The organism is Pseudooceanicola profundi, assembly GCF_050897955.1.
GTDB lineage: Bacteria > Pseudomonadota > Alphaproteobacteria > Rhodobacterales > Rhodobacteraceae > Pseudooceanicola.
On sequence record NZ_JBPAXZ010000001.1, the window covers coordinates 3,017,844 to 3,032,639 of the forward strand.

Below are 14,796 nucleotides of genomic sequence, written 5' to 3' on the forward strand. Positions count from 1 at the left end.
TCTTTCCCAAAATACTCCCGCCGGAGGCATCCGACATCGCCACCTGCGCAGGCTTAACTTACCTCTACAGGGTCCGACACCGCAGGCCCAAAGACACCCGACCGGGCCCCGGCGGTCCCGGTCAGCCGCGCAGATCCGGCGGCAGCGCGCCCAGCTTCAGCTCTGCCAGAATTTCCTCCAGCGTCTGCATCTTGGTCTGCTTCTCCCCCAGGATACGGGTCGAAACGGTCCGCTCCTCCACCTCTTTCATCCCGCAGGCGAGGATATAGGGCACCTTGCCAAGTGAATGCTCACGGACCTTGTAGTTGATCTTTTCGTTGCGCAGATCGACCTCGGCCCGGATGCCCGCAGCGCTCAGCATCGCGGCGACCTCCCGGCAATAGTCATCCGCATCCGACACGATAGAGGCGACAACGACCTGACGCGGCGCCAGCCAGACCGGCAGCCGGCCCGCGCTGTCCTCCACCAGAATACCGATGAACCGTTCGAACGACCCCAGCGTCGCGCGGTGCAGCATAAAGGGCCGGTGCTTTTCGCCATCCGCCCCGATATAGCTTGCGCCCAGCCGCTCCGGCAGGTTCGGGTCCACCTGGAAGGTGCCGCACTGCCAGACCCGGCCAATCGCATCGGTCAGGTAGAAATCAAGCTTCGGCCCGTAGAATGCGCCATCGCCCGGCTCCAAAGTATACTCATGCCCGACAGCCTTGATCGCGTTTTCCAGCGCCGCCTCGACATAATCCCAGCTCTCCTCCGTTCCGACGCGCTTTTCCGGCCGGGTGGCGAATTTGATCTCGAATTTGGCAAAGCCCAGCTCGGCATAGATGTCGGCCAGGAAGGCGATGAACCGCGCGCATTCCGACTGGATCTGATCCTCGGTACAGAAGATGTGCCCGTCGTCCTGGGTAAAGCCGCGCACCCGCATGATCCCGTGCAGCGCGCCTGAGGGTTCAAACCGTGCGCAGGACCCGAACTCGGCCAGCCGCAGCGGCAGGTCGCGATAGGATTTTAGACCCTGGTTGAACACCTGCACATGGCAGGGGCAGTTCATCGGCTTCAGCGCGTTGATGCGGGTGTGTTCCCGGCTCGTCGCGGCGGCATCGTCATTCTCGCCATCGCGGCTCTCGTCCACTTCGACGATGAACATATGGTGCTGGTACTTGTCCCAGTGGCCCGAGGCTTCCCAGAGCTTGCGGTCGACGACCTGAGGCGTGTTGACCTCCTTATAGCCGCCCGCGCGCTGCTTGCGCCGCATGTAATCCTGCAGCGTGGTATAGATGGTCCAGCCATTCGGATGCCAGAAGACCTGACCGGGCGCCTCTTCCTGCATGTGGAACAGGTCCATCTCCCGGCCCAGCTTGCGGTGGTCGCGCTTGGCGGCCTCCTCCAGCATGGTCAGATGCGCCTTGAGGTCATTGCGGTTCTTGAAGGCCACGCCGTAGATCCGCTGCAGCATCGGCCGCGTGCTGTCGCCCAGCCAGTAGGCACCGGCCACATGGGTCAGTTTGAAAGCATCCGCCGGAACCTGCCCCGTGGACTGCAGATGCGGCCCGCGGCAGAGATCCTGCCAGTCGCCATGCCAGTACATCCGGATCGGCTCATCGCCGGGGATGCGGTTGATCAGCTCGACCTTGTAGGGCTCGCCGGTCTTTTCGTAATGCGCAATGGCATCTGCGCGCGACCAGACCTCGGTCTTCACATCGTCGCGGGCGTTGATGATCTCTTTCATCTTCGCTTCGATCTGGCCGAGGTCTTCGGGCGTGAAGGGCTCCGCCCGGTCGAAATCGTAGAACCAGCCATAGTCGCGGACCGGGCCGATGGTGACTTTGATGTCCGGCCAGATCTCCTGCACCGCGCGCGCCATGATATGGGCGAGGTCGTGCCGGATCAGCTCCAGCGCCTGATCGTCGTCCTGCATCGTGTGGATCGCGATAGAGGCATCGCCGTCGATCGGCCACTGCAGGTCGTAATGCGCGCCATTCACCGTCGCGCTGATGGCCTTCTTGCCCAGCGAGGTCGAGATATCGGCGGCCACCTGTGCCGGCGTGATGCCAGCATCAACCTGTTTGGAATTGCCATCGGGGAAGGTGAGGGTGATCTGGGACATAAGAGTCCTCCTCGTCGGTTTGGCGCCCACGGAACGCCCGGTTGCGGGTTATGTTGCGGGGGCAGGGATGCGACGGTCGGGCGGGCTTGTCAACGGCCCGCGTGCCCGAGGCCGAATATCTGCGACAAAGCGCAGCGCCGGGGAACCACCCCGTACAGTAAGCCGTTTGGTTAAAGTGGTATATCTGCGGACCGGCGGGCCGGGGCCCTGTCATCCGGACGCCCGCGCGACGCGTATGCCCTATGCCCTGTCCAGCGAGACGCCAGATAGAAAGGCCGACGAACCGATGACCGACACCCTTCAGGCCCCGCCCTCCGACAGCTCTGCATCAGCCCGCCTTTTCGCCCGTATCAGCGGTGCGGACGGGAGTGACGGGCCTGATGCCACGGAGGGGCGCAATGGTCTGACCCTGATCGGTGCCCTGTCGATGACGAAAATCTCTGACGGGCTGATCGACCCCAAGCTGGTGCTCAGCTGGCTGATGACCGCTCTCGGCGCGCCTGCGGCCCTCGCCGCCACGCTGGTTCCCATACGGGAGGCCGGGGCGCTTCTGCCGCAGGTTGTGTTCGCGGGGATCAATGACCGGCTGCGCCACCGCAAATGGCTCTGGGTGGCTGGGTCGCTGGGGCAGGGGCTCTCCGCACTGGGCATAGCTCTGGCTGGACTCACGCTGGAGGGGAGCATGGCAGGCTACGCCATCTGCGGCCTGCTGGCGCTGCTGGCCATATCCCGCGCCGCCTGTTCCGTCTCGACCAAGGATGTGCTGGGCCGGACGGTGAAAAAAACCCGGCGGGGGGCGGTGACCGGGCTCGCGGGCTCTGCCGCCTCCATCGCCGTGGTGATCTTTGCGCTGCTGCTGATGTCGGGGCTGCTTCAGCAGAAGACGCCGGTGCTGATCGCGGTTGCGCTGGCGGGGGTCTTCTGGCTGACCGCCGGGGCGCTCTTCTCCACCCTGGCAGAACCGGAGGCCAAACATGACGAAGACGCGGGCTTGCCCCCGGTGCTGACGATGTTGCGCGAGGATCATATGCTCCGCCGGTTCATCCTCGTGCGCGGGTTGCTTGTCTCCACCGCCCTAGCCCCGCCCTGGATCGTTGTGATGTCCAGCAGCGGCGACGGCGCTGTGCTGAAACAGCTGGGTGCGCTGGTGCTGGCCTCCGCCGCCGCCTCCTTCCTCAGCTCCTTCGTCTGGGGGCGGCTTTCGGATAGGTCCTCCCGACTGGTCTTGTCCCTCGCGGGCTTTTCTGCCGCGGGCACTCTGCTGATCCTGCTGGGGCTCTCTGCACTTGGTCTTGCGACAACCGTCTGGGCCGGGCCGCTTGTCCTCTTCGGTCTGATGATCGCCTATCACGGCGTACGGCAGGGGCGGTCGACCTACCTTGTCGATATCTCTCCTGACGCACAGCGGGCGGGCTATGCGGCAACAGCGAACCTCTCCATCGGGCTGATCCTGCTGGCGGTCGGCGCCTTTGGCGGCGGGCTGGGATCGGTCAGCCCGGGCTGGGCGCTGGCGGGGTTCGCCGTCATGGCTGCCCTCGGCGGGCTGACCGCGCTGACCCTCAAGGATGCTGAAGCCTGAACGTTGCGCCCTGCGTCTTCGCATGGCACACCGGGCCCAGCAGACAGGAGGCCCGGATGACCGCACCGCAGACCCTCACCACCCCGCAGGGCCGTACCATCGCCTACCATAAGACGGAGGGGGCAGGGCCGGGGGTCATCTTCCTCGGCGGCTTCAACTCCGACATGGGCGGCACCAAGGCCGTGGCGCTGGAGGCCTGGGCGAAGCGCACCGGCCGCGCCTTCCTCCGGTTCGACTATTCCGGCCATGGCGAAAGCTCCGGCGCCTTCACCGACGGCTGCATTGGCGACTGGGCGGAGGATGCGCAGCAGGCGATCACGCAGCTGACCGATGGCCCGCAGGTGCTGGTCGGCTCCTCCATGGGGGGGTGGATTTCCCTGCTGATGACCAAACGTATCCCCGACCAGATCGCGGGCCTTGTCACCATCGCCGCTGCGCCCGATTTCACCGAAGACAGCATGTGGGCCGGGTTTGACGAGGCACAGCGCCATGCGCTGGAGATGGTGGAACAGGTCGCCCTGCCTTCGGAATACGGAGAGCCCTATATCATCACCAAGCGCCTGATCGAGGATGGCCGCAACCACCTGCTGCTGCGTGATACCATCCCGCTGCCCTTCCCGGTGCGATTCCTGATGGGCACGGCGGATGCGGATGTCGATCTATCGGTTGCGCTCCGGCTGATGGAGCGGGCGGAGGGCCCGGATATCCGCCTGACGCTTGTCAAAGGCGCGGACCACCGCTTCTCCGACCCGGAATGCCTGGTGCTGATCGAAAAGTCGGTGGAAAAGGTTCTGGCCCGGCTGTGACGCCTTTGCCGGATCTGTGACCTGACTGCACGGAAATCCGCCGAATCCAAAGGATTTGCTTGATTCGGTCTGCGGATGTGAGACCCTGTTAACAATAATAATGCCGAGGCAGGGCAGCAGAAAATGAGCACTCCGATTGTGTTTCTCCCGGGATACCTGTGCGATCCGCAGATGTATCTCGCGCAGGTCTTGCACCTGTCGCATTCCCATACCGTGATCAATGCGCCCCTGCTGGGCGAAAGGTGCGAGGAGATGGCCTCTGCGCTCTTGCCCTCCCTGCCACCGCGCTTCGCGCTGGTCGGAGCCTGCCTCGGCGGGATCGTGGCGCTTGAGATCATGCGCCGTGCCCCGGAACGTGTGACCCGCGCCTGTCTGATCTCCACCGATGCGCTTGTTGAGGCACCGCAGGCCATTGCCGCACGCGAGCCGGTGATCGTGCATGCCCGCGCCGGCCATATCGACGATGCCCTGACGGTGTCTCTGCCGGAGGAGGTACTGGCGCCCGGACCCTATCGCAGCGAGGTTCTGGACTATTACCGCCGCATGGCCCGCAGTTTCGGGCCACAGGGCATGATCGCCCAGACCCGCGCCTTCCAGCGCCGCCGCGACCATCAGGCGACCCTGCGGATGGTGCATTGCCCGGTGCGGGTGATCGGCGGCGCGCATGACACGCTGGTCACGCCGAAACGGCAGGCCTTCATGGCCGAAATGCTGAGCCACGGCAGCTATTCGCAGATCGAGGGCGCCGGGCACCTGCCGACGCTGGAGGCCGCGCATGAAGTATCGGATATCCTGCGGGACTGGATGTCGCGCAAGCCTCTGGCGGCATAATTGGCTGCCGTTCCGGCAGCGGGTTCCTGCGGAACCCTGCCTCCGGCGGGAGTATTTTTTGGAAAGATGAAGGGGGGCGGGTGTTGTTTGCCGGACGGGCCCGGGCGGTTTCGCCGTCAGCCTTTGCCGCCTGCCGCCCGGGGATGCGCGGCCTCGTAGACCTCCATCAGTCTTGCGGTATCCACGGCGGTGTAGACCTGTGTGGTGGATAGCGAGGCATGGCCCAGCAGGTCCTGAATGGAGCGCAGATCGCCCCCCGCGCTGAGCAGATGCGTGGCGAAGCTGTGTCGCATCGCATGTGGTGTCGCCGTGGCGGGAAGGCCCAGGGCCATCCGCGCCGTCTCCATCGCCTTCTGGACGGAGCGGGGCGACAGCGCGCCGCCCTTGATCGCGCGGAACAGCGGATCGCCCGCCGCCATCGGATGCGGCTGGATCGCCAGATAGCTCTCCACCGCAGCGCGCGCGGGCGCGATGACGGGCACGACCCGTTCCTTGCCGCCCTTGCCGACGATCCGCAGCGACGTGCCCAGCGGCAGGTCATCCACCGTCAGGGACAAAGCCTCCGATATCCGCAGCCCGCAGCCGTAGAGCAGCGTCACCACGGCTGCGTCCCGGGCCGACACCCAGGCGCGATTGTCGCCCGTGCCCACGGCATCGATCATCGCCCGCGCCGCATCCTCGGCCAGGGGCCGGGGCAGGGAGCGCTGGAATTTCGGGGCCCGGGCCGACAGGACCGGCGTCACATCCAGCCCCTCCCGTTCGGCCAGCCAGCGGTAGAAGGTCTTCACTGCCGAGAGTTTCCGCGCCAGCGACCGCGCGCCCAGCCCCTGCGACCGTTCGCGCGCCATCCAGGCCCGCATGTCAGAGGTGCCGACGCCACAGAGGGCAGCCAGCCCCTGCGGCCCGCCGTGATGTTCGGTCATGAAGGACAGGTAATCGATCAGGTCGTGGCGATAGGCCTCCACCGTCGCTTCCGACGCACCGCGCAGCGACCGCATGCCCGACAGCCAGTCGGACAGCGCATCCCGCGCGGCGTCGGAGATGAGGAGGCTCACCGCCTTAGCCCTTCAGCCAGCGCCGCATCGTCCGTTCAAAGACACCGGCGAAGAAGGCCATGAGGTCGGTCCCGTGCTGCGGCGTGAACTGATGCGGATCCTCGGACCCCATCACCAGCATGCCCGGCAGACGGCCCTTGCCGAAGTTGAGACGCAGCACCGCCTCCGACCGGATATCCGCGCCCGCTTCGCCATAGACCAGCTCGTCCCCGTCGCGGACCTGCCGCAGCGTGACCTGCCGCGGCGGCGCGCCGCGCCCGCCATCGGCATACATCTCGCAATAGCCGGGTGAGACGACCTTGAGCACCGCGCCCAGCCGTTCCACGACTGGGTCTTCCTCGGTCGAGACCGACTCCAGCACCAGATGCATGTGATCCACGCCGAGGATATCGGCCACCTCCCCGTCGAGATCGCGCAGGAAGGGCTCAAACTCCATCGGGTCCAGCATCCGGAGCACCGCGCGATGCACCTGATTGGTCCCGGCGAGGTTTTCGTAGGCGGCAGCGATCACGGACCGATGGGTGTCCTCCAGCCGCTCCAGCCGGGTTTCGAGCCGCTGCATGGCAATGCCGCGCAGATCAACCACATTGGAGCCGGCCATGCTGTCATGCTCTTTCACGAGCGCCTGCATCAGGTCGGGATCGTCGAGAATCGAAGAAGGTTCGGCAAGGATACGGGCGCGGAGATCCGCGTCGATGCTTGTCTGGGTGCTCATTGTCTGCCTCGGTCTTGTTTTTCTCTGGATACCAGAGAGGCCGGGCAGATGGGCAGGATTTTCTGCCCCCGGCGGTGCGGCGTCCGCCGGGTGCGTCCTCAAAGAAACACGTTGTTAAAGAATGGTAATCCCGGCCGCCTTGATATCGGCAAGGAAGGCATCCAGCCCCTTGTCGGTCAGCGGATGGCTGACCATCGCCTTGATGACGGCGGGCGGCGCGGTGATCACATCGGCGCCGATCTTGGCGCAGTCCGCGATATGGTTCGCCGTCCGGATGGAGGCCGCGAGGATCTCTGTCTCATAGCCGTAATTGTCGTAGATCGTGCGGATATCGGCGATCAGGTCCAGCCCGTCGAGGTTGATATCGTCAAGACGCCCGATGAAGGGAGAGATGAACGTGGCCCCCGCCTTGGCCGCCAAAAGCGCCTGATTGGCCGAAAAACACAGCGTCACATTGACCATATGCCCGTCGCCCGACAGCACCTTGCAGGCCTTCAGCCCGTCCCAGGTCAGCGGCACTTTCACCGCAATATTATCGGCGATTTCAACCAGCTTGCGGCCCTCGGCGATCATCTCGTCGGCATCGGTCGCGGTGACCTCGGCGCTGACGGGGCCGTCGACCAGATCGCAGATCTCCTTGGTCACTTCCAGAATGTTGCGGCCGGATTTCTTGATCAGCGAGGGGTTGGTGGTGACGCCGTCGACCATGCCCAGAGCGTTCAGCTCTGCAATGGCCGGGACATCGGCGGTATCTACGAAAAACTTCATCCGGAACCTCGTTCGGTGCGGCCGGCCACGACAGAGTGACGCGCCGGGGGTTGGAAAGTCGTCACCGGCGATTTACCCGATAGGGGGGCGTTCCGAAACCCCCTGCCTGCTATCGCTAACACCTGCCGCCCGCCGCGCGCGCTTCCGGAGACCCGCTTGGACCTGCCCTCCTTCTACGACACCGGCACGCTTGTCTCGGTCCTGACGACCCAGCCCATCGACCGGCTGCTGGACTATCGCGCGCCGGAGGGGGGCTGTTACCAGGGGGCCTATGTGCAGGTCCCGCTGGGCCCGCGACTGGTGATGGGCGTGGTCTGGGGGCCGGGGCAGGGGAACTACGACCTGTCGAAAATCCGGGCGGTGAACAAGGTGCTGGACGTGGCGCCGATGCGCGACGAGATGCGGGAATTCCTGATCCGCTCCGCCGATTACACGCTGACCCCGCATTCGGCCATGCTGCGGCTGGCGACCCGCGCGCCGGGGCTGACCGATCCGCCCTCGATGCAGAAGGTTTACCGCAGGGGCGACCGCGAACCGCCCCGCATGACCGATGCCCGCGCCCGGGTGCTGGAAACGCTCGACGAATACGGCGGGCTGGCCTTCACACTGAAGGAGCTGGCGGAACTGGCCGGTGTCTCCACCGGTGTGGTCAAGGGGCTGGTCGAAAGCGGCGCGGTCTGGGAGGAGGAGGCGCCGCGCGACACGCCCTATCCGCCGCTCGACACCGACCGCCACGGCAAGGCGCTGACCGAGGCGCAGGCGCTGGCGGCGGGCAGGCTGGCCGAAGGGATCGCCAGCGGCGGTTATGGCACGACGCTCCTGCGCGGCGTCACCGGGTCCGGCAAGACGGAGGTCTATCTGGAGGCCGTCGCCGCCTGCCTCGCCGCCGGGCGGCAGGCGCTGGTGCTGCTGCCGGAGATTGCACTTTCCGCTGAATTCCTCGTGCGGGTGGAGGCACGCTTCGGCGCGAAACCCGTCGAATGGCATTCGGGCGTGACCATGACCGAACGCCGCCGCGCCTGGAAGATGATCGGGCAGGGGCAGGCGGAGCTGGTGGTGGGCGCGCGTTCCGCGCTCTTCCTGCCCTTTCGCGATCTCGGCCTGATCGTCGTGGATGAGGAGCATGACACCTCCTACAAGCAGGAGGATGGCGTTCTATACAATGCCCGCGACATGGCCGTGCTGCGGGCGGCGATCGCGGGGGCGCGGGTTGTGCTGGCCTCTGCCACGCCGTCGCTGGAAAGCTGGGCCAATGCGGATGCCGGGAAATACGACCGGCTCGATCTGGAAGCGCGCTTCGGCCCCTCGGTCCTGCCCCAGATGCGGACGCTCGACATGCGGGCGGAACAGATGCAGCCGAACCGCTGGATCTCGCCCTCGCTGGCCCATGCGGTGCGGCAGCGGATGGAGAAGGGGGAACAGTCGCTGCTGTTCCTCAACCGGCGCGGCTATGCGCCGGTGACGATCTGCCGGGCCTGCGGCGAACAGATCGCCTGCGAACATTGCGACGCGCGGATGGTCGAACACCGGTTCCTGAAGCGCCTCGTCTGCCACCAGTGTGGAGAGACGAAGCCGATGCCGGAGGCCTGCCCCAGCTGCGGGGTCGAGGGCAAGCTGGCACCGGTCGGCCCCGGGGTCGAACGGCTGGCCGAGGAGGTGGCGGAGACCTTCCCGGAGGCGCGGGTGGCGGTGCTGTCGTCGGACCTCTTTTCTTCGGCAAGGGCGCTGAAACAGGCCATTGTGGAGATCGCGGAGGGCGCGGCGGATATCGTCATTGGCACCCAGCTGGTGGCCAAGGGGCATAACTTCCCCAAGCTGACGCTGGTCGGGGTGATCGATGCCGATCTGGGCCTGCAGGGATCGGACCTGCGGGCGGCGGAACGCACCTTCCAGTTGATGCGGCAGGTCGCGGGCCGGGCAGGCCGGGCGGAGGCGCCGGGGGAGGCGATCCTGCAGACCTACCAGCCGGAACACCCGGTGATCCGCGCCATCCTGACCGGCGATGAGGAGGATTTCTGGCGGGCGGAGGCGGACGGGCGGCGCGCGGCGGGCATGCCGCCCTATGGACGGCTGGCGGCGGTGATCCTCTCGGCCTCCGAGGCGGAGCTGGCGTTTCGCGCCGGGCAGGATCTGGCGAACCGGACACGGCCGCTGCAGGCGATCTCCGCCCAGGTCTTCGGGCCCGCGCCCGCGCCGATTGCCCGGATCCGGGGTCGGCACCGGGTGCGCATGCTGGTGAAGGCCGAAAAGGGCGCGGCGCTGCAGGAGGCGATGGCGCGCTGGATCGCCCAGCTGCGCCCCGACAAGGACCTGCGCGTTGCCGTGGATATCGACCCGCAGTCGTTCTTCTGAGTTTGCCAGTGGCGGTGGCGTGATCCAAAGGCGCGCCTGCGGCGCATTCCATGCTTTATGGGGCTCCGCCCCACCGGCCCATGCGGGGCATGGGCCGGTCCCCGGGATATTTCAGGACCAAAGAAGACCTGCCGCGATCAGGCTGTGGCGGTTGTGCTGCGCTGATCCAGCAGCAGATCGGTTGTCATTGCGCCGATCCACATCGCAAAAAGGGCAAGCCAGGCGGTGCCTGCGAAGATGGACGCGCCGGTGACACCGGCGCCGATGGCGCAGCCCCCGGCCAGCATGCCGCCAAATCCCATGAGGGCCGCGCCCATCATGGCGCGGCGCATCGGACCCGGCCCGTCGAACCCCTGCAGGCGGAATTCCCCTGTCAGCCCTGCCGAGATGGCCGCGCCAAGAAAGACCCCCGCGACGAGGCCGACGTCGAAATCGAGCACGGCGGCGCGGTCGAGGAAGAACATCAGCGTATGGGCCGAGGGGCCGGTAAAGGTGGCGCTTTCGATCTGGACCGGCTCGAAGGCCACCTGCGAGAGCGCGGAGGTCAGGACCCAGCCAAGCGCCACGGCGAACCCGACGCCCGCCCCGAAGATCAGCCGGGACGGTCCGATCCGGTTGCGCCGGGCGAGCGCAAGTGCAAGGCCCGCGAACCCCATGCCGATGGCGAGGCCGGACCAGTCCGGCAGGCCCGCCCAGGTCAGCAGGTTGAGGTTATGGCCGCCTCTGGTGATGGCCAGCGCCGCGATGCGGTCCCTGAGCGGCGCCAGCCAGCCACCCAGTGACATCTGCGCAACTACCGCGAAGATGAGCCCCGAGACGACGGAGCGCAGATTGCCCGTCGCCGCCAGCACCAGCAGCCGCCCCGAGCAGCCCCGCGCCAGCACCATGCCCACCCCGAAGATCAGCCCGCCGATCACCGCGCCGGACCAGCTGCCGGGCACGGCCATCATCCGCGCGTCCTCCACCCGGAGCAGACCGGCGAGACGTGCCGCCTGGACCCAGACCAGCGCCGTCGAGAAGGTCAGGAACCAGACCGAGACGCTGTCGCCCATCCGGCCACGGGCGAATTCCACCGTGGCGGCGCGCAGGCAGAACCGCGACCGCTGCGCCGCCACGCCGAAGGTCACGCCGGTCACCAGCCCGATCAGCGCGGCCACCGGGGCCTCGCCGATACGGTCGATCAGGGGGATCAGGTCCATCTTCGCCTCCGCCTGTTGCGCGGAGAGCTATGACAGGGCAGGGGCGTCTGTGCATTGATGTGGATCATTCCACTCGCCAAGGCGCGGCGTCAGGCGTATTGGCTGAAGCTATGAAGACGATCCCTCTTGACGATGCGCGGCAGATGCCGCTGTGGCGGCGCCCCCGGACGCTGCTGTTCCTCATGGCCGCGGCCATGCCGGTGGCCTTTGCCACCTGGTCGGCCCTGCTGAATAACTTCGTCATCGAGGTGGCCCAGTTTGATGGCTCTGACATCGGCTGGTTGCATACGGTGCGGGAGATCCCGGGCTTCCTCGCCATCGGGGTGATCGCGCTGATCATTTTTATCCGCGAACAGGTGCTGGGGCTGGTGTCACTGGCCATGCTGGGTGTGGCCACGGCGGTCACCGCCTGGTTCCCCAGCCTTGGCGGCATCCTGACGATCACGCTGCTCAGCTCTATCGGGTTCCACTATTATGAGACGGTGAACCAGTCGCTGCAGCTCCAATGGCTGCCCAAGGCAGAGGCGCCCCGGGTGCTGGGGCGGCTGCTGGCCACCGGATCGGCCGCAACGCTGGTGGCCTATGGGCTGATCATGCTGCTCTGGGATCCGCTGGGGCTGACCTATAATATCGTCTACATGCTGTCGGGCGGCTTTACCGCTTTGGTGGCGATCTATGCGCTGATCGCCTTCCCGCAGTTCGAGGCGCCCAATCCGCAGAACAAGAAGATGATCCTGCGGAAACGCTACTGGCTTTATTACCTGTTGCAGTTCATGGCGGGGGCCCGACGGCAGATCTTTGTCGTTTTCGCGGGCTTCATGATGGTCGAGCGCTTTGGCTTTGACGTGCATGAGGTGACGGGGCTGTTCCTCATCAACCTCGTCGCCAATATGCTGATTGCGCCGCAGATGGGCAGGGCCGTGGCGCGGTTCGGCGAGGCGCGGGTGCTCAGGTTCGAATACATCGGGCTGGTGACGGTCTTTTCGCTCTATGGCGGGATCTATTATTTCGGCTGGGGCGTGCTGCTGGCCTCCGCGCTCTATGTGATCGATAACCTGCTGTTCGGGCTGGCGCTGGCGCTGAAAACCTATTTCCAGAAGATCGCCGATCCGGGCGATATCGCGCCCACGGCGGCCGTGGCCTTTACGATCAACCATATCGCGGCGGTCTTCCTGCCGGCGGGGCTGGGCTATCTCTGGCTGATCTCGCCGGGGGCCGTCTTCGTTCTGGCGGCCTGTATGGCGGCCGGGTCGCTGATCCTGTCGCTGCTGATGCCGCGCCACCCCGAACCGGGGCATGAGACGATCTTTGCCCGGCCTTTGCCTGCCGCCGCAGAATAGGCCCGGCTTGACGCGGGCGCGCGCGCCGCTTACCCCGCCGGGGTCGCAGAAAGGACCGCCCATGCCGACCTATACCGCCCTGACCACTCTTCCCGGGAAACCCGCCGCCGAGGCTCTGGGCGAGGCGATGGAGGCCCTGACCCCCGAACCCTATGGCGTGGGCGTCTTCGAGATCGAGGATGGGTCGGGCCTCTTTGAGGTCGGCGGCTATTTCAACGAGGCGCCGGATGCGGCGGGCCTCGCCCTGCTGGCCACGATCCATGGCGCCAAACCTTTCGCCGTATCCGAACTGCCGGAGACCGACTGGGTCGCCAAGGTCAAACGTGAACTGGCCCCGGTCCGGGCCGGGCGCTTTTACCTCTATGGCAGCCACGACGCGGACACTGTGCCCGAGGATTGCGAGCCGCTGCTGATCGAGGCCGCCATGGCCTTTGGCACCGGCCATCACGGCACCACGCAGGGCTGTCTTGAGGCGCTGGACCGTCTGGCGACGCAGGGCTTCTCGACCGACCGGACCGCCGATATCGGCTGCGGCACCGCCGTGCTGGCCATGGCCGCCGCCCGCATCTGGCCGGGCGTGCCGGTCGCCTCGGATATCGACCCGGTCGCGGTGGAGGTGGCAGAGGCCAACCTCGCCGCCAATGGCATGGCAGGCCGCGTGACCTGCCTTGAGGCCACCGGGTTCGATCACGAGGCGATCCACGCCGCAGCCCCCTATGGCCTGATCTTCGCCAATATCCTCAAGGGTCCGCTGATCGACCTGGCCCCCGATCTGGCCGCCCATCTGGCGCCGGGCGGCTATGCGATCCTGTCGGGCCTTCTGAACGATCAGGCCGAAGAGGTCGCGGCGGCCTATATCGTCCAGGGCCTGACCCAGGCCGAGGCCACGCAGATCGGCGACTGGACCACGCTTCTGCTGCAAAAACCGACCTGACGCCGAAGCGCATCACGCGGTGAAAAATTGATCTGCTTTCGCGTCAAATTATGGCCGTATTCGCGGTGCATCTTACCCACCGAGATTTGACGGGCAGAGACCCGGGTGGAGAGCAGTATGACCGACGGATATTCCGAATTTGACCGCAGGGTCCGGGACCTGGACCGCAAGAAGGCCGCGCTGCGCGAAGGCGCGCGGGCCGAGATCGACGAATCCGGGCTTGTGGAACTGCGCCCCGTCCCCCACTACGGGCGCAATATCAGCCGGTTCATTCCGTGGAAGGCGGCGCTGATCATTGCGGCCGTTGGTCTGGGCTACAAAGGCTTCCTGATGTCCCGGATGGGCGACGCAGCCTATGCATCGCGGCTGGAGCAGTTCAGCGGTGACGGCGTGATGGACAGGGCGGGCCGATTCCTGATGCAGACAGACCCGGTCAGCACCTTCATCGCCGATCAGATCCGCGATCAGCCCTGGAAGCCCGCGCAGTCCGCCGAGCCCGCCGAACCTGTTCAGGGCACGGCCGCAGGCTGACCCCCTCTGGCCGCAGCGTCATAGTCCCCAAATGATTAAGGCCGCGCCCAGTGGACGCGGCCTTTCTCATCGGCACCGGAGCCGAAGAAGGGGTTAGTTGATGGCGTCGATATCGCCGCGCATCAGGCCGATGTCGGAGAGTTCGCGGTCGGTCAGGCCGTTCAGCAGGCGGCGGGTCACACGACGGTCATTCCAGTCGCGCAGCGTCAGGTGCAGGGCGGACAGGCTACGGCCGATCTGGCCGAAGACAACGGCAGCGCCGGAGAGCGGCGCGGAAGAGTGATTGTACACAGTCATTTTAGGGCTCCATCAGGAATAGGGTTCGATGAGTTTACAAACCGCCCAATATTCGAGCATGGCTGCATGAGAAAGGGGCATTTCTGCATGGGTCCCATGCGATGGCTGCATGTCTCAAAAACGCCATCAAGCTGTTGAAAATTGGTTAAAAATCTTCCCCCTGGCGCGTCGTTTTTTGACGGCAAATGTCGCAAATGAAACGGGTTCGTCGCCGTTTTTGACCAAATGGTCGCAAATTGAATGTCTTGCGACGGATCACATAGGCTTGGCCTATGTTCTCGTTTC

13 protein-coding genes are annotated in these 14,796 nt (G+C 65.8%); 7 read left to right on the forward strand and 6 right to left on the reverse strand.

The features are described 5' to 3' along the window. Positions 1-121: 121 nt before the first annotated feature. Positions 122-2,104: a threonine--tRNA ligase gene (thrS, locus tag ACRARG_RS15285; protein ID WP_432690876.1), complete on the reverse strand. Its 1,983-nt coding sequence runs from the start codon at positions 2,102-2,104 to the stop codon at positions 122-124. A 286-nt stretch (positions 2,105-2,390) separates the two neighbouring features. On the opposite strand from thrS, the gene ACRARG_RS15290 reads away from it, so the two are divergent. The 3 genes from ACRARG_RS15290 (at position 2,391) to ACRARG_RS15300 (ending at position 5,320) form a co-directional block, all read left to right on the forward strand. Beyond that, complete coding sequence (locus ACRARG_RS15290; RefSeq protein WP_432690877.1) at positions 2,391-3,683, forward strand: MFS transporter; 1,293 nt, start codon at positions 2,391-2,393, stop codon at positions 3,681-3,683. 56 nt (positions 3,684-3,739) lie between these two features. Next, entirely contained in the window at positions 3,740-4,489 is a 750-nt protein-coding gene (locus ACRARG_RS15295) for an alpha/beta fold hydrolase (RefSeq protein ID WP_432690878.1), read from the forward strand. A 123-nt stretch (positions 4,490-4,612) separates the two neighbouring features. Then, the gene (locus tag ACRARG_RS15300) at positions 4,613-5,320 is read left to right on the forward strand and encodes an alpha/beta fold hydrolase (RefSeq protein WP_432690879.1); all 708 of its coding nucleotides are present in this window, start codon (positions 4,613-4,615) and stop codon (positions 5,318-5,320) included. A 116-nt stretch (positions 5,321-5,436) separates the two neighbouring features. Here the strand turns inward: ACRARG_RS15300 and ACRARG_RS15305 are convergent, their stop codons facing one another. The 3 genes from ACRARG_RS15305 to fsa all read right to left on the reverse strand — a co-directional run bounded on the left by ACRARG_RS15305 (position 5,437) and on the right by fsa (position 7,858). Then, positions 5,437-6,375 carry a tyrosine recombinase XerC gene (locus ACRARG_RS15305; protein WP_432690880.1) on the reverse strand — a complete coding sequence of 313 codons (939 nt, stop codon included), beginning with the start codon at positions 6,373-6,375 and terminating at the stop codon, positions 5,437-5,439. 4 nt (positions 6,376-6,379) lie between these two features. Next, a complete protein-coding gene (locus tag ACRARG_RS15310; RefSeq protein WP_432690881.1) occupies positions 6,380-7,090 on the reverse strand; it encodes a DUF484 family protein in 711 nt (236 codons plus the stop codon). Between the two features lie 114 nt (positions 7,091-7,204). Further along, positions 7,205-7,858 carry a fructose-6-phosphate aldolase gene (fsa, locus tag ACRARG_RS15315; protein WP_432690882.1) on the reverse strand — a complete coding sequence of 218 codons (654 nt, stop codon included), beginning with the start codon at positions 7,856-7,858 and terminating at the stop codon, positions 7,205-7,207. Between the two features lie 162 nt (positions 7,859-8,020). On the opposite strand from fsa, the gene ACRARG_RS15320 reads away from it, so the two are divergent. Beyond that, positions 8,021-10,210, forward strand: a complete 2,190-nt coding sequence (locus ACRARG_RS15320) for a primosomal protein N' (RefSeq protein ID WP_432691377.1) — start codon at positions 8,021-8,023, stop codon at positions 10,208-10,210. Positions 10,211-10,347: 137 nt separating this feature from the next. Here the strand turns inward: ACRARG_RS15320 and ACRARG_RS15325 are convergent, their stop codons facing one another. Next, positions 10,348-11,409, reverse strand: a complete 1,062-nt coding sequence (locus tag ACRARG_RS15325; RefSeq protein WP_432690883.1) for a YeeE/YedE family protein — start codon at positions 11,407-11,409, stop codon at positions 10,348-10,350. A gap of 110 nt (positions 11,410-11,519) precedes the next feature. Here ACRARG_RS15325 and ACRARG_RS15330 point away from each other — a divergent pair, with 110 nt between their 5' ends. The 3 genes from ACRARG_RS15330 (at position 11,520) to ACRARG_RS15340 (ending at position 14,214) form a co-directional block, all read left to right on the forward strand. After that, the gene (locus tag ACRARG_RS15330; RefSeq protein ID WP_432690884.1) at positions 11,520-12,749 is read left to right on the forward strand and encodes an MFS transporter; all 1,230 of its coding nucleotides are present in this window, start codon (positions 11,520-11,522) and stop codon (positions 12,747-12,749) included. 61 nt (positions 12,750-12,810) lie between these two features. After that, the gene (locus ACRARG_RS15335; protein ID WP_432690885.1) at positions 12,811-13,683 is read left to right on the forward strand and encodes a 50S ribosomal protein L11 methyltransferase; all 873 of its coding nucleotides are present in this window, start codon (positions 12,811-12,813) and stop codon (positions 13,681-13,683) included. Between the two features lie 117 nt (positions 13,684-13,800). Further along, positions 13,801-14,214 (forward strand): hypothetical protein, encoded by a 414-nt coding sequence (locus tag ACRARG_RS15340; protein ID WP_432690886.1) that lies wholly within the window; start codon positions 13,801-13,803, stop codon positions 14,212-14,214. Between the two features lie 93 nt (positions 14,215-14,307). Here ACRARG_RS15340 and ACRARG_RS15345 read toward each other — a convergent pair whose 3' ends face one another. Next, a complete protein-coding gene (locus ACRARG_RS15345; protein WP_432690887.1) occupies positions 14,308-14,511 on the reverse strand; it encodes a DUF1127 domain-containing protein in 204 nt (67 codons plus the stop codon). Positions 14,512-14,796 lie beyond the last annotated feature (285 nt).

Bases quoted from the DNA above. Each gene is read 5' to 3' on its own strand.
- thrS (WP_432690876.1), bottom strand. From the start codon at position 2,104: ATGTCCCAGATCACCCTCACCTTCCCCGATGGCAATTCCAAACAGGTT.
- ACRARG_RS15290 (WP_432690877.1), top strand. From the start codon at position 2,391: ATGACCGACACCCTTCAGGCCCCGCCCTCCGACAGCTCTGCATCAGCC.
- ACRARG_RS15295 (WP_432690878.1), top strand. From the start codon at position 3,740: ATGACCGCACCGCAGACCCTCACCACCCCGCAGGGCCGTACCATCGCC.
- ACRARG_RS15300 (WP_432690879.1), top strand. From the start codon at position 4,613: ATGAGCACTCCGATTGTGTTTCTCCCGGGATACCTGTGCGATCCGCAG.
- ACRARG_RS15310 (WP_432690881.1), bottom strand. From the start codon at position 7,090: ATGAGCACCCAGACAAGCATCGACGCGGATCTCCGCGCCCGTATCCTT.
- fsa (WP_432690882.1), bottom strand. From the start codon at position 7,858: ATGAAGTTTTTCGTAGATACCGCCGATGTCCCGGCCATTGCAGAGCTG.
- ACRARG_RS15325 (WP_432690883.1), bottom strand. From the start codon at position 11,409: ATGGACCTGATCCCCCTGATCGACCGTATCGGCGAGGCCCCGGTGGCC.
- ACRARG_RS15330 (WP_432690884.1), top strand. From the start codon at position 11,520: ATGAAGACGATCCCTCTTGACGATGCGCGGCAGATGCCGCTGTGGCGG.
- ACRARG_RS15335 (WP_432690885.1), top strand. From the start codon at position 12,811: ATGCCGACCTATACCGCCCTGACCACTCTTCCCGGGAAACCCGCCGCC.
- ACRARG_RS15340 (WP_432690886.1), top strand. From the start codon at position 13,801: ATGACCGACGGATATTCCGAATTTGACCGCAGGGTCCGGGACCTGGAC.
- ACRARG_RS15345 (WP_432690887.1), bottom strand. From the start codon at position 14,511: ATGACTGTGTACAATCACTCTTCCGCGCCGCTCTCCGGCGCTGCCGTT.